Source organism: Candidatus Hydrogenedentota bacterium, from assembly GCA_019637335.1.
Taxonomy (GTDB): domain Bacteria; phylum Hydrogenedentota; class Hydrogenedentia; order Hydrogenedentales; family JAEUWI01; genus JAEUWI01.
This window is the reverse complement of record JAHBVV010000014.1, coordinates 62324-83084: the sequence shown is the minus strand read 5'-3', so window position 1 is coordinate 83084 and position 20761 is coordinate 62324. Positions and strand designations below refer to the sequence as shown.

The 20761-nt window shown below is 66.6% G+C and carries 10 protein-coding genes; 7 read left to right on the top strand and 3 right to left on the bottom strand.

All coding sequences use genetic code 11. The features are described 5' to 3' along the window. The first annotated feature begins 98 nt into the window (after positions 1 to 98). The 7 genes from KF886_15665 (at position 99) to KF886_15635 (ending at position 15755) form a co-directional block, all read left to right on the top strand. Positions 99 to 5777, top strand: a complete 5679-nt coding sequence (locus KF886_15665) for a tandem-95 repeat protein (GenBank protein MBX3178791.1) — start codon at positions 99 to 101, stop codon at positions 5775 to 5777. A gap of 159 nt (positions 5778 to 5936) precedes the next feature. Then, complete coding sequence (locus KF886_15660) at positions 5937 to 6449, top strand: cytidine/deoxycytidylate deaminase family protein (protein ID MBX3178790.1); 513 nt, start codon at positions 5937 to 5939, stop codon at positions 6447 to 6449. A gap of 508 nt (positions 6450 to 6957) precedes the next feature. Continuing rightward, on the top strand, positions 6958 to 7926 hold the full coding sequence (locus KF886_15655) for a metallophosphoesterase (protein MBX3178789.1): 969 nt from the start codon (positions 6958 to 6960) through the stop codon (positions 7924 to 7926). A gap of 465 nt (positions 7927 to 8391) precedes the next feature. After that, on the top strand, positions 8392 to 8982 hold the full coding sequence (locus KF886_15650; protein MBX3178788.1) for a pentapeptide repeat-containing protein: 591 nt from the start codon (positions 8392 to 8394) through the stop codon (positions 8980 to 8982). A gap of 332 nt (positions 8983 to 9314) precedes the next feature. Next, positions 9315 to 9998 (top strand): DVUA0089 family protein, encoded by a 684-nt coding sequence (locus tag KF886_15645; GenBank protein MBX3178787.1) that lies wholly within the window; start codon positions 9315 to 9317, stop codon positions 9996 to 9998. 130 nt (positions 9999 to 10128) lie between these two features. Then, entirely contained in the window at positions 10129 to 12843 is a 2715-nt protein-coding gene (locus KF886_15640; GenBank protein MBX3178786.1) for a DNRLRE domain-containing protein, read from the top strand. Between the two features lie 92 nt (positions 12844 to 12935). Further along, positions 12936 to 15755: a S8 family serine peptidase gene (locus KF886_15635; GenBank protein ID MBX3178785.1), complete on the top strand. Its 2820-nt coding sequence runs from the start codon at positions 12936 to 12938 to the stop codon at positions 15753 to 15755. 79 nt (positions 15756 to 15834) lie between these two features. Here KF886_15635 and KF886_15630 read toward each other — a convergent pair whose 3' ends face one another. The 3 genes from KF886_15630 to asnB form a co-directional block, all read right to left on the bottom strand. Then, the gene (locus KF886_15630; GenBank protein MBX3178784.1) at positions 15835 to 16332 is read right to left on the bottom strand and encodes a hypothetical protein; all 498 of its coding nucleotides are present in this window, start codon (positions 16330 to 16332) and stop codon (positions 15835 to 15837) included. 386 nt (positions 16333 to 16718) lie between these two features. Further along, positions 16719 to 18440 carry a redoxin domain-containing protein gene (locus tag KF886_15625; GenBank protein ID MBX3178783.1) on the bottom strand — a complete coding sequence of 574 codons (1722 nt, stop codon included), beginning with the start codon at positions 18438 to 18440 and terminating at the stop codon, positions 16719 to 16721. 452 nt (positions 18441 to 18892) lie between these two features. Next, positions 18893 to 20758 carry an asparagine synthase (glutamine-hydrolyzing) gene (asnB, locus tag KF886_15620; protein ID MBX3178782.1) on the bottom strand — a complete coding sequence of 622 codons (1866 nt, stop codon included), beginning with the start codon at positions 20756 to 20758 and terminating at the stop codon, positions 18893 to 18895. Between the last annotated feature and the right edge of the window lie 3 nt (positions 20759 to 20761).

Here is a 20761-nt window from a genome sequence, read left to right as displayed (position 1 = left end):
TCACGACAATCGAACCGCGTGGCGAGTCCGGGGCAATCGGGCCACCCGCGTCGGGACAACCGCTCCGCTACAAAACGGAACATATAAAGGGCAGCAATATGGGAACACGTATTACATTCCAGGGGGCTGATCGCAACCGCCTCCAATTCTTCGGGCTCCTCGTGGCCGTCACCGGCCTCCTTTTCGCAGCCACCCCGGCCCACGCCAACGGCACGCCGCCCGTGATCGATCAGACTGGCCCGCTGGAAGTCATCATGGATGAAGACGGAAGCCCGACTCCCTTTGTCGCGCCCACCCTAACCGCCTCCGACGCCGAGGGCGACCCCATGACCTGGAGCGTGTCCGTGCCGCCGGCAAACGGCAAAGCGGAGGTCAGCGGGACCGGCGGCGCACCGGCGGTCTTCACCTACACGCCCAAGCGGAATTTCTACGGAGCGGACAGTTTCACGGTCCAGGTCACCGCCGATTTCCAAACCGACGATATCGTCGTCAACGTCACAATAAATCCCATCAACGACGCGCCGGAATTCGTGCGGGAGATTGAGTTTGCCGGCAAATGGGGCAGCGGGGGCGCGGGGGACGGGCAATTCAACAGCCTGCGCCTCATCGCGCTCGACAGCGACGGGAATGTATACACCGCCGACGCCGGCAATCACCGGATCCAGGTTTTCGATGCGGACGGTGCGTTCGTGCGAAAGTTCGGTTCTTCGGGATCGGGGCCGGGCCAGTTGAACCAGCCGACGGGCGTCGCGGTGGACGCCGCGGGCAATGTCTATGTAACAGACTACTTGAACCACAGGATTCAAGTCTTCGACGCGAACGGCGATTTTTCCTTCGAGTGGGGTGCAAGCGGTTTGGCGGACGGCCATTTCAGCCTGCCGATCGGCATCGCAATCGGCGCGTCGGGCAACGTCTATGTGGCCGATAGCGACAATGATCGCGTGCAGAAGTTCGATGCGAACGGCAATTTCATCACGAAATGGGGCGCGCCGGGCACGGGCGATGGCGAGTTTAACAACATTTTCGGCGTCGCGCTCGATAGCGCGGAAAATGTCTATGTGGCGGACATCTCTAACAACAATATTCAGGTCTTCGACGCCAGCGGCAATTTCCTTCGAAAATGGGGCACGACCGGATCCGGGGAAGGCCAGTTCAACGGCGCCTGGGGCGTTGCGATCGGCCCGGGAGACCTCGTATACACGGCGGAGCAGTCCACCCGGCGCGTGCAGATATTCGACACATCCGGCGCCTTTCTGGACACCTTCGGTTCCTCCGGAAGCGGCGACGGGCAGTTCTCATCACCCTTCGGACTCGCCATCACCCCCGAGAACCGGATCTACGTCGCCGACCTGTCCGCGGCGCGAATTCAGTACTTTGACCGGGTGGCCTCCAGCGCGCCCATCGAAGTTACCATGGACGAGGATGGCGACCCGACCGCCTTCGACCTGACCCTGCAGGCCGCCGATGTCGAAGGCGACACCATCACCTGGAGCATCTCCACCAACGCCGCGAACGGGTCCGCAAGCGTCTCCGGCACGGGCACGGAAAAGACTATCGCCTACACGCCCGAACCCGACTTCAACGGGATGGACAGCTTCATCGTCGAAATCACCGACGGCCTCGACGCCTCCAATGTCACGGTGAACGTCACCATCAACCCGCAGCAGGACGCGCCCGTCATCGACCAGACCGGCCCCCTCTCCGTCACCATGGACGAAGACGGCGCGCCCCAGGCCTTTGTCGCGCCGGTGTTGACCGCCACCGACCCCGACACCGGCGATACGCTCACGTGGTCGCTCCTGTCGCAGGCAAGTCGCGGCACTGCGACCGTAAGCGGCACGGGTACTTCGCCGGCGGTGTTCACGTATGTGCCCGTCGCAAACTTCAACGGGATGGACAGTTTCACGGTTCAGGTGAGCGACGGCACGGACACGGACACGATCGGCGTAAACGTAACAGTCAATCCGGTGAATGACGCGCCGGCCTTTGTAGACAGCAACGATCTCGCCTATGTGGGGCAGTGGGGCGCGAACGGCAGCGGCGACGGCCAGTTCTCGGGACTAACCATGATCGCGGTCGATCCCGCCGCGGGGCGCGTGTATGCCGTCGACCTGAACAATTCCCGGATTCAGTACTTCGACGCGGACGGCAATTTCGCCGGACAGTTTGGCTCCTTCGGATCGGGCGACGGCCAGCTCAATTGCCCCTACGGCGTCGGCGTGGACTCCAGCGGCAACGTCTATGTTACCCAGACTTCCGACGTGCGCGTGCAGAAGTTTTCGAGCACGGGTACGTTCCTGACGAAATGGGGAAGCAGCGGGTCGGGCAACGGGGAGTTCAGCTTCCCGTCCGACATCGCCGTGAGTTCGGCGGATGAAGTGTTCGTGATGGACAACGGCAACGACCGCGTTCAGGTCTTCAATTCGAACGGCGACTTCCTGCGCGCATGGGGCGTATCCGGCGCCGGCCCGGGCGAAATCGAGAACGCCTACGGCATCGCCATCGACAGCGCGGACAATGTATATGTCGCGGACTATGGCGACAGCATGATTCAGGTGTACGACATCAACGGGAACTTCATCCGCGAGTGGGGCGGCGCCGGCAGCGGCGACGGCCAGTTCAACCAGGTCTTCGGTATCGACGTGGGGCCGGGCGATGTCGTGTACGCCGGCGAATACAACGGCAGCCGGGTGCAGGCCTTCACGGCGGCGGGGGACTTCCTGTTCGGCGTGGGAGCCGCCGGCGCCGGCGACGGCGAGTTCACCGCGGTGAGAGGGGTGGCCGTTGCGCCCAGCGGACGCCTCTATGCGGCGGACTCTACGGATCGCATCCAATTCTTTGACCGCGCGCCGATCACCGGCCCTGCCAGCGTAACGATGGACGAGGACGGCGACCCGACCGCCTTCGCGCTGACCTTGTTCGCCGCCGACAAGGATAACGACACCATCACCTGGAGCATCTCCTCACCGGCCTCGAACGGCGACGCGACCGCCAGCGGCGCCGGCACGGAAATGCCCATCGGCTATGTGCCCGACGCCGACTACAACGGCGTGGACGCCTTCGACGTGCAGATCGACGACGGCAACGGCGGCACGGCCACCATTACGGTCAACGTGACCATCAACCCGCGGCCCGACGCCCCGGTGATCACGCAGGGCGATGGCCCGCTCACCGTCACGATGGACGAAGATGGCGACCCGACGCCCTGGGTTGCGCCGGCGCTGGACGCGGTGGATGCCGACGGCGACCCGCTGGTCTGGTACGTATCCTCCCCCGCAAGCCACGGCACGGCGACCGTCAGCGGCACGGGCGCATCCCCGTCGACGTTCACCTTCGCGCCAAACGCAAACTACAACGGCGCCGACAGCTTCACCGTGACGGTCTCCGATGGTGAGCTCTCCGACAGCATCGTCATCAACGTCACCGTCAACCCCATCAACGACGCGCCCGAAATCCTCACCGAGGGCCCGCTGTCCGTCACCATGGACGAAGACGGCGACCCGACACCCTGGAGCGCGCCCTACATCCACGCCTCGGATGTGGAAAACGACACGCTCACCTGGTCCATCGCGCAGCAGCCCGCCAACGGCGTCGCAACCGCCAGCGGCGAGGGCGCCAGCCCGATCACGCTCGACTACGTCCCGGATCATGACTTCCACGGCGGCGACAGCTTCACCCTCCAGGTCTCCGATGGTGAGGACGAAGCCTCCATCACCATCAACGTCACCGTCAACCCGATCAACGACGCCCCGCTCGTGGGCCTGAACCTCGGCACGCTTGTCGCCGAAGGCGGATCCGTCGCGCTCGACGCAACCGTGCTCGCCGCCGACGACCCGGACGACGCCGGCGATCAATTGACTTACACCGTCACCCTGGCGCCCGAACGCGGCATACTCGCGTTCGCCGCCGCGCCCGGCGATCCCATTACCGCCTTCACCCAGGCCGATCTCGACAGCGCCGCGCTGGTCTACACCCACGACGGCAGCGAGACCATGGCCGACGCCTTCTCCTTCTCCCTGGCCGATGGCGGCGAGGACGGCGCGGAGCCGGCCGAGGGCACGTTCCTCTTCCAGATCACGCCCGTGAACGACGCGCCCGTCCTCGAACCCATCGGCAACCAGGAAGTGGCCGAGGGCGCTACCCTCGAATTCACCCTCGCCGCCACCGACGCCGAGGGCCACGCGCTCACCTTCGACGCCGCCAACCTGCCCGACGGCGCGACGTTCGACCCCGATACCGCCACCTTCTCCTGGACCCCGGGCTTCGACCAGGCCGGCGTCTACGCGGGCGTCCTCTTCCGCGTCACCGACGACGGCGAACCGCCGCTCACCGACACCGAAACCATCGCCATCACCGTCGGCGACGTCAACCGGCCGCCGGCCCTCGACGAGCTCCTCGACCAGGAGGTCGACGAAAACCAGACCCTCGCGTTCACCGTCACGGCGACCGACCCCGATGGCGATGATATCACCTACACCGCCGGGAACCTGCCGGAAGGCGCCGCGCTCGACGGGGCCACCGGCGCCTTCACCTGGACGCCGGCCTTCGGCCAGGCCGGGGTCTACACGGACGTCACCTTCACCGCCACCGACAACGGCGATCCGGCCGAAAGCGACAGCCAGGCCATCACCATCACCGTCGGCCACGTGAACCGCATGCCGCAGCTCGCCGCAATTGGCAACCGCACCGTGAACGAGGGCGAAACCCTCGCCTTCATGGTGACCGCAAGCGACCCCGATGGCGACACGCTGCTCTATACGGCGGACGGCCTTCCCGACGGCGCCGGCTTCGACCCGGAAACCCAGGAATTCGCCTGGACCCCGGGCTTTGACGCGGCCGGCCTCTATGAAGTGACCTTCACCGTCCTGGACGATGGCGATCCCGCCGAAAGCGACAGCGAAACCATCGCCATCACCGTGAATAACGTCAACCGCGCGCCCGAATTCGGCGCCATCGGCGACCAGACGGTGGACGAAGGCGCCGAACTCGCCTTCACCGTGTCCGCCGCCGATCCGGACAACGACGCCATCACCTACAGCGCCGAAGGGCTCCCCACCGGCGCCGCGCTCGACGCCGAAACCGGCGCCTTCGCGTGGACCCCGGCCACCGGCGACGCCGGCGTCTACACCGTGACCCTCGTGGCCACGGATGCCGGCGAGCCCGCCCTGGAAGACCGCATCGAAATCACCATCACCGTAAACGCCGTCGCCGCGGAAGGCGAGGGCGAAGGTGAAGGCGAGGGCGAAGGTGAAGGTGAAGGTGAGGGCGAAGGTGAAGGTGAGGGCGAAGGCGAAGGCGAGGGCGAGGGTGAAGGCGAAGGCGAGGGTGAAGGCGAAGGCGAGGGCGAAGGTGAAGGCGAAGGCGAAGGCGAAGGTGAAGGTGAAGGCGAAGGTGAAGGCGAGGGTGAAGGCGAAGGCGAAGGCGAGGGTGAAGGCGAAGGCGAAGGCGAAGGCGAAACGGGCGACCTGGCCGCGGAACTGCGCGCCGTGTTCGATCAGGCCGACACCAACGGCGACGGCCTCATCTCCCGCGAGGAATCGCGCTTGCTCTTCCCCGAGCTGACCGACGCCCAGTTTGATGCGCTGGACACCAACGGTGACGGATTCCTGTCGCGCGCCGAATTGGGCTTCGGACAGAATCCCGGCGGATGCAATCCCGGCGATTCAAGTCTCGGTATCCTCGCCTGGCTGATCGCTGTCCTGACCGCCCTCCAGAATGTGGTCCGCCGCGCCTACGAACGCGTGTTTGATCCACTCTCCGGCGAAAGCCAGGTCTAAAGGTCGCAACGCATAATCCCGCCGCCCCGGCCGGTTCACCCGAACCGGCCGGGGCGATTTCACATTACCGCGGCCCGCCATTTTGCGGAAGCCGCCCCGCCCTGTATACTGCTGCCCCAGCACGCAACCCCCGGCAACGGGCTCCGGAAAGGCGCAAGCATGGCGGAAGAGTACAAGCGCCCCTCGTGGGACGAATACTTCATGGAAGTGGCCAACACCATCGCCAAGCGGGCCACCTGCGACCGCGGCCGCAGCGGCTGCGTCATCGCGCGCGACAAACAGCTCCTCGTCACCGGCTACGTCGGCTCGCCCACCGGCCTGCCCCACTGCGACGAAGTGGGCCACCTCTTCAAACGCATGATCCACGACGACGACCGCATCACACAGCACTGCGTGCGCACCGTCCACGCCGAGCAAAACGCCATCTGCCAGGCCGCCAAGCTCGGCGTCTCCCTCAAAGGCTCCACCCTCTACTGCCGCATGACCCCATGCCGCGTCTGCGCCATGCTCATCATCAACTGCGGCATAGTGCGCGTCGTCTGCGAGAAAAAATACCACGCCGGCGAAGAATCCGAAGCCATGTTCCGCGCCGCCGGCGTCCAGCTCGAATACAACATCGACGAAGTCCTCGCCTACGACGGCCAAACCGCCGCCCCCCCACAAAAAACCTGAGCCCCCCAGCCGCGCCCCCCACGACCATAGCTCCCTGCGGTCCCTGTAACCCCCGCCTTCCCTGTAACCCCCGCCGTCCCTGTAGCCCCAGTGGTCCCTGTAGCCCCAGTGGTCCCTGTAGCCCCTGTAGTCTCTGCCGTCTCTGCCGTCTCTGCCGTCTCTGCCGTCCCTGCCGTCTCTGCCGTCCCTGCCGTCCCTGCCGTCCCTGCCGTCCCTGCCGTCCCTGAGGTCTCTGAGGTCTCTGAGGTCCCTTCCCCCTTCACTCTTCACTCTTCCCTCTTCCCTCTTCCCTCTTCCCTCTTCCCTCTTCCCTCTTCCCTCTTCCCTCTTCCCTCTTCCCTCTTCCCTCTTCCCTCTTCCCTCTTCCCCCTTCACTCTTCCCCCTTCCCCCTTCCCCCTTCACTCTTCACTCTTCACTCTCCCCCCCCCCGCCCGCTATACTACCCCCACGCGTGGCAGCGCCATGTCCTCCCTCTACCCGGCCCCCATCCACCAAAGGATTGCCGAATTGAAAAAGAAACAGATCGCCCTCCTCTTCGCTCTCTTCGCCCTCGGCCTCGTCTTCTACTTCGAAGGCGCCGCCGCCGGCCTCCTCGTCCTCGCCCTCTTCCTCGCCGGCCTCGGCATCGTCCAGGCCCGCAAGCTCTTCGCCTCCCGATCCGGACTCCAGGCCCTCGCCGCCCTTCAGCCCCAATACGGCTACGCTGCCATGATCGAACGCGCCCGCGAACGCATGCCCCAGGGCGACGCCTTCACCTTCGCCGTCCTCGGCGACACCCGAAAGCGCATGAAAGTCGCCACCAGAATCTTCGCCAACGCCCGCGAGGACAACCCCGTCCTCATCTTCCACACCGGCGACATCGTCCGCGGCGGCGCCCCCGCCGAATACCGCGAATGCCTCACCCCCCTCATCGATCAGGCCGCCCCCGTCCCCGTCCTGTCCGTGCCCGGCAACCACGAGCGCGGCGCCTGGCGCGACTACGCCGCCTTCAAAGCCCTCCACGGCGGCGAGCAATTCGCCTTCGAACTCGGCAACTGCCTCTTCGTTGGCATCAACAACAGCACCCGCAAAGGCGTCACCGCCGAAGGACTCCGCTACCTCGAGAGCGCCCTCGCCCAATCCAGCGCCCCCCACAAATTCGTCTTCTACCACATCCCCCCAAAATTCTTCGAAGCCACCTTCGTCAGCGACCGCCCCCGCCGCGGCTTCACCGGCAACGAAAAAGAAAGCCACCAGCTCTTCATAAAACACCGCGTCACCGAAGTATTCATGGCCCACATCCACGGCTACGCCACCACCGAAATCGACGGCGTCCGCTACACCCTCACCGCCGGCGGCGGCGCCAAGCTCAGCCCCCGAATCGCCCCATCCGGCCGCTTCCACCACTACCTCCTCCGACACGTCAACGGAAACTCCCTCACCAGAACCCTCGCCCGCCTCGACGGCGACGAAATCATCAAGACCGACGAGGCGTAGACAAGTCCACAGGGAAAGAGTGTCCACACCCGGATGCTCGATGCGGGCGCAGTAAGAAAATCAGTATTATAACGCTATGTAAATGGCCTGTCTTTGGCTATCCCTCGGCGGATTGAATTCCACCCGTGTCCCCGTCAACACACAACCCCTTGCAACGGAAGCATCCCAGGAGGTTAGGCATCCCTGCCTGACCCAACAGAAGCCCAGGTATCCAAAGCCACCCCGGCTCCTGCCAATCCAACCCACACGTTTCGCATTCCAGGAACGTAGGCATTCCTGACCCAACGCTACCCCCAAAGAAACCTGGCGCAAATTTGAGCCGGCGCCCCGCGACCAAAAAAATGCTGGCCAAATCCCTCCCGATATGCTAACGTAACCAACGGTTGTTGGGAATGGAGCAGGAAGCAACGTGAGGTGCGTGTCGTGAGGACTATCCGGGCCGCCGCCGTGCTTGGCGTCGTCGCCATGTGCGCGCTCGTGGCCGCCGGTTGCGCGCCCGCGCCCCGGGCCGCCCGCGACGTCATCCGCGATGGGGCCGAAGCCTGGAACGCCTGGCGCGCCGCAAACCCGGATGCCGCGCTCGACCTGGCTGCCGCCGATTTGTCCGGGCTCCCGTTGGATTCCGCCAACCTCGCCGGGGCGGACCTGTCCGGCGCCGTCCTGCGGGACGCGAGCCTCCGCAAGGCCGACCTTTCGGGCGCAAATCTTGCCCGGGCCGTTCTCGCCGAAGCCGATGCAAGCGAGGCCAACCTCACCGGCGCCACATTGTCCGGGGCCGACCTGAACGGCGCCACCCTCGCCGCCGCCGTGCTTGATGGGGCCGATCTGCAAGACGCCAACCTGCGGGAATGCCTTCTCGCGGGCGCCGTTCTCGCCCGGGCCAATCTGCGCAACGCCGAACTGGCCGGCGCGGATCTGAGCAACGCCAACATCGATCATATCGTCCACTGGGACGCGGTCCTCAGCTACCAGAACACCAATATATACCGCGTGGTGCTCGCGCCCGCGGGATTCAAGGACTTCGCAACGGAACACGGCGCCCGGAAATCCGGATAGCGCGGCGCCACGCCGTCAAGGCGCATAGGTTGTCAGAGTTGAATACTACTTGATTGAACGTGTGGTGAAACGCGGCAATCACGTCCTCCTGTCGGAGGTTTTCGTGCCGCTAAGTGTAAGCCATACATAATGTTAGTAGATCTGGAACAGTTTGGCGCAAATCTGGCTTAGCCAAGACCATTGGGATGAGATCACGGGCCTGACCAGGCGCATTGCCGCCCGGAGATCGCGATACGGGAGAATCCATCGCCTGTTCGCGGCCCGTGTTCGATGTTCGCCGGAGTCCGCCGGGGCGGCGGGCTGGTATCGGGCAGGTCAGGATTGGGAGTCGTATGCACAAGAATAAGCTCTTCTTCGCCGTGGCTATCGGGGCGTTCCTCGGGGCCGCCCTGCCCGCCCGCGCGGTCACCATCGACGTCGACCTCAGCGGAACCTTCCAGGCGGACAGCGACATCTTCACGGTCGAGTTTCTGCTCGATTCCGATCGCCTCGTCACCTTCTTCACTTCCTCCTGGATCTCCGCAAACAGCGGCCTCGGATTCGACACCGCGCTCTTCCTGTGGGACAGCAACGGGGACTGGCTCGGGATTCCCGCCGGCTACGGGGAGGACGTCGGCCTCGGCGGCAGCGCCCTTTCCAATGGCGTATCCCACAGCTACGGCGAGAACGACGTTTTCTTGAATACCTTCCTCGCCGCCGGCAGCTACACCGCCACCCTCGTGCAGACCGGCAACTATCCGGCCAATTTCCCCGGCCCGTCCAACCTCGCCGATGGGTTCTGGTATGAGAATGACCCCAACTACACGCGGGATGTCTTCGGCTGGGGCCCCAACCCGCACTTTAATGGCGCCGCCGGAAACGACCCCCGCACCGGCGACTGGACACTGCACCTGGTCGGCATCTCGGACTACAACGTTCCAGGCGCGCCCATTCCCGAGCCCGCCTCGCTCACCCTGATGGCCCTGGGCGCCGGATGTTGCGCCCTCCGTTATCGGAGGCGGCCAGAAAGGCGCTAGCAGCACGCGGCGGCGCTCTCCAGCAGTTTCGGGCGGGCGCGCCACGGTGGCGCATTCGTCGTTCGCGGTCACGAATGCGAATAACGGCAAGAATGACACGATGACCTGAAGCACAACGGAGAGATTGGCAATGTTTATCAGACGCAACCTGGCCCTTCCGGCCGTGCTCCTGGCGGGGGTTCTGTTCTTCCCCCTCCAAGGTAGCGCCGACACACTGCACGCCACCGACGATTCCCACGTCGACTTCAGCAAGCCGTTCGCCTCCGGTGGCGGGGCCGAGTTCCTCACTATCGACAGCACGGCCGGCGCCGCGGAGAAGTGGGCCTTCGTCAAGTTCGACCTCTCCAGCCTCGCGCCCGGAGCCACCGTCGATCGCGCCATCCTCCGCATCTATATCAATGCCGTGTTGGATCCGGGAACCATCGATGTCCACGAAATGCTCGACGCCTGGTCCGAGGACGCCCTCTTAGGCACGCCCGCCCCAACGGTCGGCGCATCGCTGAACTCCTTCTCCGTCTCCGCCGCGAACACCAAGACCGTCGTCACCGTCGATGTGACCGACCAGGTGCGGGCCTGGCTCGATGGGACTTCCCCCAACAACGGGCTCGCGCTGCTGCCCAGCCTCGAAGACCCCGTCAAAGTCGTGGTCGACAGCAAGGAAAACACCAACACCAGCCGGCCCATGGAGCTCGAAGTGTTTGTGGCCGGCGCCGAAGGCCCGCAGGGACCCGAGGGGCCCCAGGGACCCGAAGGTCCCGCCGGCCCGGAAGGCCCGCAGGGTCCCATGGGTCCGCAAGGTCTCGATGGCCCGCAGGGCCCTCCCGGCGCCGATGGCACGGACGGCGCCACCGGTCCCCAGGGGCCCGCCGGCCCGCAAGGTCCCGAAGGTCCGCAGGGCCCTCCCGGAGCCGATGGTACGGACGGCGCAACAGGTCCCGAGGGCCCCGCTGGCCCCGCCGGTCCGCAGGGTGATCCCGGTCCCGAAGGTCCGATGGGTCCGGAAGGCCCCGCAGGCGAAACCGGCCCCGCCGGTCCACAGGGCGATCCCGGCCCGATAGGTCCGCAGGGTATCCCCGGCGAAACGGGTCCCGCAGGTGAAACTGGCCCCGCCGGTCCACAGGGCGATCCCGGTCCGATAGGCCCCCAGGGTCTTCCCGGCGAAACGGGTCCCGCGGGTGAAACTGGTCCCGCCGGTCCGCAAGGCGATCCCGGCCCGATAGGTCCGCAGGGTATCCCCGGCGACACGGGCCCCGCAGGCGCAACCGGCCCCGCCGGTCCGCAGGGTGACCCCGGCCCCGAAGGCCCGATGGGTCCGGAAGGTCCCGCAGGCGCGACTGGTCCCGCCGGTCCGCAAGGCGATCCCGGTCCGATAGGCCCCCAGGGCCTCCCCGGCGAGACGGGTCCCGCCGGTGAAACCGGTCCCGCCGGTCCGCAAGGTGATCCCGGCCCCGAAGGCCCCATGGGTCCGGAAGGCCCCGCCGGTGAAACTGGTCCCGCCGGTCCGCAAGGTGATCCCGGCCCCGAAGGCCCCATGGGTCCGGAAGGCCCCGCCGGTGAAACTGGTCCCGCCGGTCCACAGGGCGATCCGGGTCCGGAAGGTCCGCAGGGTCTTCCCGGCGAGACGGGCCCCGCAGGCGAAACCGGCCCCGCCGGTCCGCAGGGCGATCCCGGCCCGATAGGTCCGCAGGGTATCCCCGGCGAAACGGGTCCCGCGGGTGAAACTGGTCCCGCCGGTCCGCAGGGTGATCCGGGTCCGATAGGTCCGCAGGGAATTCCCGGCGAGACGGGCCCCGCGGGTGAAACTGGCCCCGCTGGTCCGCAAGGCGATCCGGGCCCCGAAGGCCCGATCGGTCCGGAAGGTCCCGCAGGCGCGACTGGCCCGGCCGGACCGCAAGGTGATCCCGGCCCCGAAGGCCCGATGGGTCCGGAAGGCCCGGCGGGTGCGACTGGCCCCGCCGGTCCGCAAGGCGATCCCGGCCCCGAAGGCCCGATCGGTCCGGAAGGTCCCGCAGGCGCGACTGGCCCGGCCGGACCGCAAGGTGATCCCGGCCCCGAAGGCCCGATGGGTCCGGAAGGCCCGGCGGGTGCGACTGGCCCCGCCGGTCCACAGGGCGATCCCGGCCCGATAGGTCCGCAAGGTCCGGCAGGCGCTACCGGTCCCCAGGGTCCGGAAGGTCCGGCGGGCGCAACCGGTCCCCAGGGTCCCGCGGGTCCGCAAGGTCCGAACACGACGAATTCCAACTCGCTGTTCATCGGCTCGGATAACGATGGCAATGAGGCCAATTCCACATTGACACTCGGCACCGACGCGACCGCGCATGTAACCATTACGGAGAGCGGAAAAGTCGGTATAGGCATGACGCCGGAATTTGAGTTGGATGTCGACGGCACAACGCGCACCGGCGTACTGAAGATAACCGGCGGCGCCGACCTGTCGGAAGGCTTCGACGTCCACCATGGCGAGATAACCGTCCTGCCCGGCATGGTGGTCTCCATCGACCCCGCAAACCCGGGCAAGCTGGCCATCAGCGCCGAGCCCTACGACCGCCGCGTCGCCGGCATCATCAGCGGCGCCGGCGGCGTCCTGCCCGGCATGATCATGTCCCAGGTCGGAACCGAGGCCGACGGCGAATACCCCGTCGCGCTCACGGGCCGCGTGTACTGCTGGGTGGATGCGTCCACCGGCCCCGTGGAGCCCGGCGACCTGCTGACCACGTCGGCGGTCCCCGGCCACGCCGTAAAAGTGCAAGACCACGAGAAGGCCAAGGGAGCCGTTATCGGCAAGGCCATGTCCGGCCTCAAGGAAGGCCGCGGCCTCGTGCTGGTGTTGGTCAGCCTGCAATAGTCGCTCTGAATCCCCGGGCGGAGACGCGTCTCCGCCCGGCTGGACTTAGCCTGCGCCAGGTTGGACACGCCCGGCGGGAGAAAGGTATTCCAATGTCCAGTATCGCGAGATACAGCGCAAGGCCCCTGAAACGCGCCGCTTTCGGCGCGCCGGGAATGCGGGCCGCGCTGATCCTACTCTGTGCCGGGCTGCTCCCGGCCCTGCTCAGCGCATGCAACGCCCCCGCGCCCGATTCGAAAAATCCCGCGCAGGAAACCCCCGCCGGTACGCCCGCGCCGGCCCCCGCAAGCGATACCCCCGACCCCGTTCCCCAGCGGCGGCAAACCGCGGGTCCCGTCGAATTGACTGGCGAGGCGGACGAAACACCGGATGCGGCCACGCGATCCACCGCCGATCCCGTACCCGCCGGGGAACCCGTGGCGCTTTCGGGTGACGCCGCCGGCGCGCTCCTCTCCGCCGAAGGCGAGCGCCGCCTGGAGGAATTCCACAATCGGCTCCAGGGCGCCCCCGGCCTGGACAAGCTGCCCGGAGCCGCCGTGCCCGCCGAGGCCTTCGACCCCGACACCCGCGCCGCGCGCGTACTTGTGCTGCTGCGCGTGGAGGGCGCGCCCGCCGAGAAGGATCGGTTTTCGTCCGCCGAATCGCGCGCCGACTGGCAGGGCAAGATCGCCGGTGTTCAGGACGCCGTAATCAACCGCGTGCAACGCCCCGGCATTACCGTGCACAACCGATACGCCACGATTCCCGCCATCGCCTGCGAGGTCACCGCGGAAGGCATGCGCGCCCTGCTCGCCGATCCGGGCGTGGCCGCGGTTCAGCCGGACTACGTGGGCGAACGGCACCTGGCCCAGGGTGTTCCGCTCATGGGAGCCAGTACGGTCCGTACCCTGCACGACGGCGCGGGCGTTACCATCGCGGTTCTGGATGATGGCGTCGACTATACCCACCCCAACCTGGGCAACGGCGCCTTTCCAAACAGCAAGGTCATCGGCGGTGTCGATACCGCCGCCGGCGACGCGGATCCCTTCCCCGGCGGCGGCAATTCCCACGGCACCAGTGTGGCCGGCATCGCCTGCGGCAATATTCCCGGCGCGATCACCAACGACTACATCGGCGGCGTGGCGCCCGGAGCAAAGATCGCCGCTGTCAAAATCATCGCCGATGGCGCAAACTCCTTCCCTTTCTCAAACCTCATCGCAGGCATCGACTGGTGCGTCGCCAACCAGCACCTGGACCCCGCCAATCCCATTCTCGTGGCGAATATGTCCGTCGGTGGTGGCAGGTACACGTCCGCCGCCTTCGCGGACAGCGACCAACCTGTGATGCTGGCCGCCATGAACGCCGCGGTCGCCGCGGGCATCACCCTCGTCGCAAGCAGCGGCAACAACGGCTATTGCGACGCCATGGGCGCCCCCGGCGCGCTCAGTCCGGTCATCTCCGTTGGCGCGCTCTATGACGCGAATATTGGCAACCCCGGCTGGTGCGTCAGTCCCATAACCTGCTATCCCGGCGGCGTCGCGGGACACTGTTCCGCCTCCCGGCTCGCCATTTTCGAAAGCAGCGCCGCGCTTAAGGTGACCGCCTACTCGAATACCGCCAACTTTCTCGACGTGTTCGGTGTCAGCCACAACGTCTTTACCACGGCCACCGGCGGCGGCTACACCAGCAACTTCGGCGGAACCTCGGCCGCATCCCCCTACGTCGCCGGCGTCGCCGCCCTGTTGCAGTCCGCGGCCTTCGCCGAAACGGGCGCCTATCTCTCGCCCGCCGACCTCCGCGCACTGCTCATTTCCACGGGTACGCCCGTGACCGACGTCAAGGGCGGTGGACTGAACCCCGGCGTCACCAAGCCGCTGGTCAACGCCGAAGCCGCCTACCTCACCCTCGCGTCCGGCAACGTACTGCCGGATATCTCCGTTTCGGATTCATCCCTCTCCTTCATCATGCCCGCGGGGGCGTCGCAGGATGCCCCCCTCCTGATTCGCAACGAGGCCGATCTGGGCGGGCTCGATCTCGAATTCGCCATCGCCGCCTCCGTGATCGACACCATCGGAAGCACGTTCATGCAGGTAACCGCCCAGACCCGCTATCGCGGCAACATCTACCAGGCTGCCAGCAACACCACCCTCACACTGATCGAAGCGTACCTCGACTTCGCGGGCGCGGTCCTTCTTGATTTCGTCGTCTACGAAACCGATGCGCTGACTACCGAGAGCGAGAAAACGCTGATCTATGGCGAATTCGTCGTGCGCACCGGCGCCGGGCCCGGATTCTACGCGTCCGATCCGCTGGATCTCCCGCTGGAGGCCGGAACCTACTACATCATCGCCGTCGGCTGGGGAGCCAGCAACGTCGGCTACTTCTTCGACGAAAATCCACAGCCCGCTGTCAGCTTCGGACAGAAGGTGCAGGGCTTCGGCATAGATAACAACTTCCCGCTGCCGACCGCCTTCACCGACGGCCTGAGCTTTGCCACGACCAACTACTACCAGCGCATTACCGCCGGCGCCCCGTCATGGATCGCGGTGGACCCGGATATGGGCGTCGTCGCCCCCCAGGCGGACGCCCCCATCAACGTGACCGCCGACGCGACCGGATTCGCCCCCGGCCTGTACCAGGGCAACCTCGCCATCTCCTCGAACGATTCCGGCGCCAGCCTGCTCAATATCCCCGTCGGTCTTCGGGTCGGGCTCCTGGGCGACGTCTACGTGGACTTCGGCTACGTCGGCCCCGAATTTGGAACGGTGGACGAGCCCTACAATACGCTCGGCGAGGGACACGAAGCCGTCGCCCCCGGACCCGCCGCACAGATCACCATTCTAGGCGGCGGCCAGAGCGGCGAAACGCTCGATCTGAACAAAGAGGTCACAATCACCACCTCCGGCGGAGAAGCCACCGTGGGCGGAGAGTAAGCCGCCCCGAATCGACCCAATTATCCCGCAATCGGGCCAGGTTCCCCGGAATCTGGCCCGATTTTCATGCGCCGCGCCCCTACGGCGTCCGCGTCGTAGTACCCGCGGGCGCAAGCAGCGTGGACTCGCCCTCGAACTGGTGCTTCACGATCTTCCACCGCGTCCCGTCCAGAAAACAGAAAAAGCGCATGCTGTCGCTGTACAGGAACCCGTCCAGATCGCTCAACACACTCGCCATCACGTCCGCGCTCTTGCGATCCGGCGCGTACGCCGCCTGCCGCTCAATCTCCCACAGCGCCGGCGTCCAATCGCCCCCTTCTTCCACTTCGGCGAGAAACGCCTTCCGGTCCGCTTCGGATTGAGACCCCACCGGCTTGCTCAGATAATAGACCGTCGCGTAATCGCCCGCGCGGTAAGCGAACAGCAATGAGTCCACCGCGTCCTGCGGCGTGCTGTCCCGGCAGGTCCGCGTAAACACCGGCGGCTCTGTGCTGAAGCGCTCGCTCGGCGCGCTGTTACAGCCCCCCGAAAGCACTACGGCGACAACAGACAGCAATAGAGAGCTTCGGCGGATCATGGGCGGCTCCATCGGGCAATTCGCGCCCGCGTTTCGGGATGCGCGCCCATCCTGCCAGAATCGCCCCGCCGATTCCAATTCAAGCGGCCCGCCCGCACAAAGCACACCCCAAGGCACACCCCAATCCCAGCGCCGCACACCTGATCCCCGTTACAAGCGAACGGACCAATGGGAGCGCGGGCGGCCCGCCCGCACCGCGCCGAAGGCGCAGAAGTAGGATAGGCGTCCCGCCTGTCCCGCGCCGAAGGCGCAGAAGTAGGATAGGCGTCCCGCCTGTCCCGCGCCGAAGGCGCGCAGGGTCTCACGCATCCCGCCCCGGCGCGTGCGATCCCCCCACCGAACCCATGCCCATCAAACCCCGCCCGGCGTGGGGGAGAGGCGCCCCCTCACCCCGGCAGCGCCCGGCCCGTCTCCGGATCGATCCGCAGCCCCAGATTCTCCTCCTCGTCCAGATAGAAAATGTACCCGTCGTTCATCTCGTGATACGTCTGGTCCCCATACACCACCTCCACCGTCGGGTCCGGGTTGTAAGGATTGAACGCCGAGTTGTCGTAGTGCGAAACCGTGCGAATCGTCGTGCCCCGCGGGAAGCGCTTCGCCCCCGGCGGATACACATAGGCCAGCTGCCAGTCGAAGCTGTAATTCGGCGCCGAAAGCAACGTCTCGCTCGTCCCGTCCGGGTAATCCGCGTAAAACGTCATATCCCGCCCCCGCAGGTGCATGTGGGTGAAAAGCGCCAGCACCGTCGCATTCCGATCAATCGTCGCCTCCGCGCTCAGCCGGTGAAACGCCGCGCCCGGCGGAATCGATATCTCCTCCGGACGGATCCGCTGGTGGCGCGACTGCTTCACGATAGTCCCCCGCGCATACCGGACCCCCACGCGCATCCGGTCCGTTTCCGGCTGCCCCGTCGTGACATAGTGGATCTGCAACGTAAGCACCGCATCCTTCGGAATCAGCATGCCCACCCCCTCCGGCAAGTCCACCGGACTGCCCCCGGGCACCTTCCCCGTAAGAAACCCGTATTGCTCGTCGTAGTCCTTCCCCACCTGCACATAAATCAGATTCGCGTGGTGCACCACCGCCGCATTCCCCGGCAGGATCTCCAGCCCCTGGATCCACGTGTCCGCCGCGAACTGGTACGGCAGCGTCACGTAGCGGTAGGGGATATAGCCATCCGCCGGAATCTGCTCCTCCGCCGCCGCCGTCAGCACCAGGTCCGGTTCCCCAATGCCCCATTCGCTCTCGGGGAATTCCGGAGGCGCCGGCTTCACCGCGGGATCGCCCTCCGGCTTGCCCGCCGCAATCCACTGCAACAGCCGCGTCTTCTCGTCCTCGCCGACCTTTCGCTCGTTCGCGAACGGGCCATGCTTCCGCGCGCCATACCACGGCGGCATCCGCTCCTCCAGCACCACCTCCCGGATCATGTCCGCCCGCGAAGCCACCTGGCCATACGAAAGCAGGGAGAACGGCGCGCTCTCCCCGGGACGGTGGCACGTCACGCAATGCGCGTTCATGATCGGCGCGATATGCTCCGTATACGTGATCGGCGCATCCGCCTCCGGCGTCTCGCGCACCCGAATCGCCGGCCCCGAAACCGCGCGATCCGGATCCGTCACCGGCGCGCCCGCCAGCACCGCCTCCAGCGCCGCCTCCACGCCCTCCAGCCCGCCCCGGTAGCGCAGCGTCTTGTCCGGGCCGATAACCACCGCCGTCCCCAGCGCCGATACCCCCAGCGCACGCGCCGCCGCGCCGTCCGTGTCGCTCAGCAGCGTAAACGGTAGCTCGTTCTCCACGCCGTGCAGCGCGTCCTCCAGGATCGTTTCGTCCGGCGCAACATTCAACGTCGCCACTTCCACGCCCCGGCCCGCATACCGTTCATGAAGCCCGCGCAGCGCCCCGTCCTGGGCATCGCGGCCCGGCGCGGAAATCGCCGTAAACAGAAACACATACGCCGCCCGCTCGCCAAAATCATCCAGCGTCCGCGGGAGATAGCGGATGTCCTTGAACGAAAGCCCCGCAACCGGATCCCCGGGCACGATCGCCCCCGCGGGCAATCCAACAAGCGCAGCCGCCAGAATCAAACCGGTAAAGCGTCGAAACACCATGAATCAGGCTCCTCCAGAAGACACACAACCCCGGCGCGCAACAATCCGCCCGGACCCGCGCGCCGCACTGCTCGGAACCTATGGTAATCCGATCCGCCGCCGAATACCACCCCGAAATCCGCCCAGGCCGCCTCACGCACGCCGCGCCTGCGCGTCACCACCGCGCCACGCGATCGCGCCCCAGGCGCGTTCGTTCGCCTGGAGCAAACATTCCAGCTTGTCACGCCACCCGCCCTGAAATCCGGCCTGGCCGTTTCACGCACGCCGCGCCTGCGCGTCACCACCGTGCCACGCGATCGCGCTCCAGGCGCGTTCGTGTGCTTGGAGCAAACATTCCTACCCCTCACCAGCGTCACCTCGAACGAGCGATACAATCAAAGAGACCTTGCGCATCCCGCCACCGCGTATCCCCGACCCGCCCGATACCACGCGCCACCCAAAAACCACCCACCCTACCCGAGATACTGCCGCCGCCACGCCTCAAACACGATCAGCGCCCACAGCCGCCACGTATGATCGCGGAGCCCGGCTCCATGCTCCCGCCGCATGCGCGCCACCGCCCCGGCATCGAAATAACCCGCGCGGCGGATACGGGCCTCGCCCAGGTAGTCGTCCAGCAGCGGCTTCAGCGGGCCATTGAGCCAGTGCCCCATCGGCGGATTCAGCCCCTGCTTCCGGCGCTGAACGATCTCCCGCGGCATCGAATCCCGAAGGTGCTCCCGCAACAGCCGCTTCGATTGAAACAGTCCCGCCTTCAGGCGCGCCGGCATCCCCAGAAACGCCTGCGCCAGCATCGGGTCCGCCAGCGGCACGCGCAACTCCAGCCCGTGCGCCATGCTCATCCGGTCGCCATACCGCAGCACGTTGTCCGGCAGGAACGAGCACCAGTCGAGGTACATCGCCTGATTCAGCGGCTCCAGGCCCTCGCTCTCCGCCGCCAGCGCCCGCAGGTGCGCCCAGGGGTCCCGCCCCGCCAACGCGCGCCCCACGTCCGGCGCATACAGCGCGTCGAGCGACTCGCGGCGGTGATAGGTGGTCCACGCCGCATAGCGCGAGACCGCGTCGATCCCCTGCGCGGCGGCGAAACCCGATGCGCGCCGGGCCCAGGCCGGACCGTCCACGCCGCCGGGCAGGAAGCGCGCGATCGGTTGCACGGCCCCGCGCCAGACCGCGCCGGGAATCCAGCCCAAGCGCTCCGACCACGCAATGCCGCCATAGCGCCGGTACCCCCCGAACAGCTCATCGCCCCCGTCGCCCGCCAGCGCCACCGTAACATGCCGGCGGACTTCCCCCGCAAGCACATGCGCCAGCAGCGCCGTGGGATTGCCGAAGGGCTCGTCAAAATGGCGCACCATGGTCGGTAGTAATTCCGCCACGGAAGCCGCCGCCCGCACTTCCGTGTGCCGCGTGCCCAGCATCGCCGCCGTCTCCCGGGCCTCGCGGGTTTCGTCGAGATGGCTTCCCTCCGTGTCAAAACCAATCGTAAAGGTGCGCGGCGGCGTCTCGCGGGAAAGCGCTTCCACGATGCACGCGGAATCGATACCCCCGCTCAGCAGCGCGCCGGCGGGCACGTCGGCCTCCGCATAGTGCGGCATGTCCCGCTCCAGGTGGGCGCGGAGCAGCTCCAGCCAGGCCGCGTCGCTCCGCGCTTCCGGTTCCAGATTCCAGCGCCAGTACGGACCCTCGCGCCATTCGCCCGCCTGCCACGTGGCGCAATGGCCCGCCGGCAGTTGCCGGATATCCGAGAAGATCGTCCGGGGAGGCACGGTGTACAGAAAGGTCAGGTAATCCTCCAGCGCGGCCAGATCGACATCGCGCGACACCCCCGGACACCCGAGTAGGGATTTCATCTCCGAGGCGAAGTAGAGCGCATCGCGGCGGCGCGCGTAGTAGAGGGGCTTAATCCCAACCGGGTCGCGCGCGATCAGAAGGCGCTTCTCTTCGCTGTCCCAGAGCGCAAGCGCAAACATGCCCTGAAAGCGGGGGAGCGCGGACTCGCCCCACGCCGCCAGCGCCGCCAGAACCACCTCCGTGTCGCAGCGCGTCCGGAATTCCGCGCCCAGGCCCCGTAACTCCTCGCGCAGCGCACGGTAATTGTAGATCTCGCCGTTGTACACAAGATGGTAGCGCCCGCTCGCGTCGCGCATCGGCTGCGCGCCGCCCTCCCGGTCGAGGATCGCCAGCCGCCGGTGGCCCAGCGCAATCTCCGGGCCATGGTGAAACCCTGCGCCGTCCGGGCCGCGGTGCGCCAGCAGCGACGTCATCCGCTCGATAAGCGCGCGATCCGGAAGCCCGGCGATTCCCGCAATGCCGCACATACG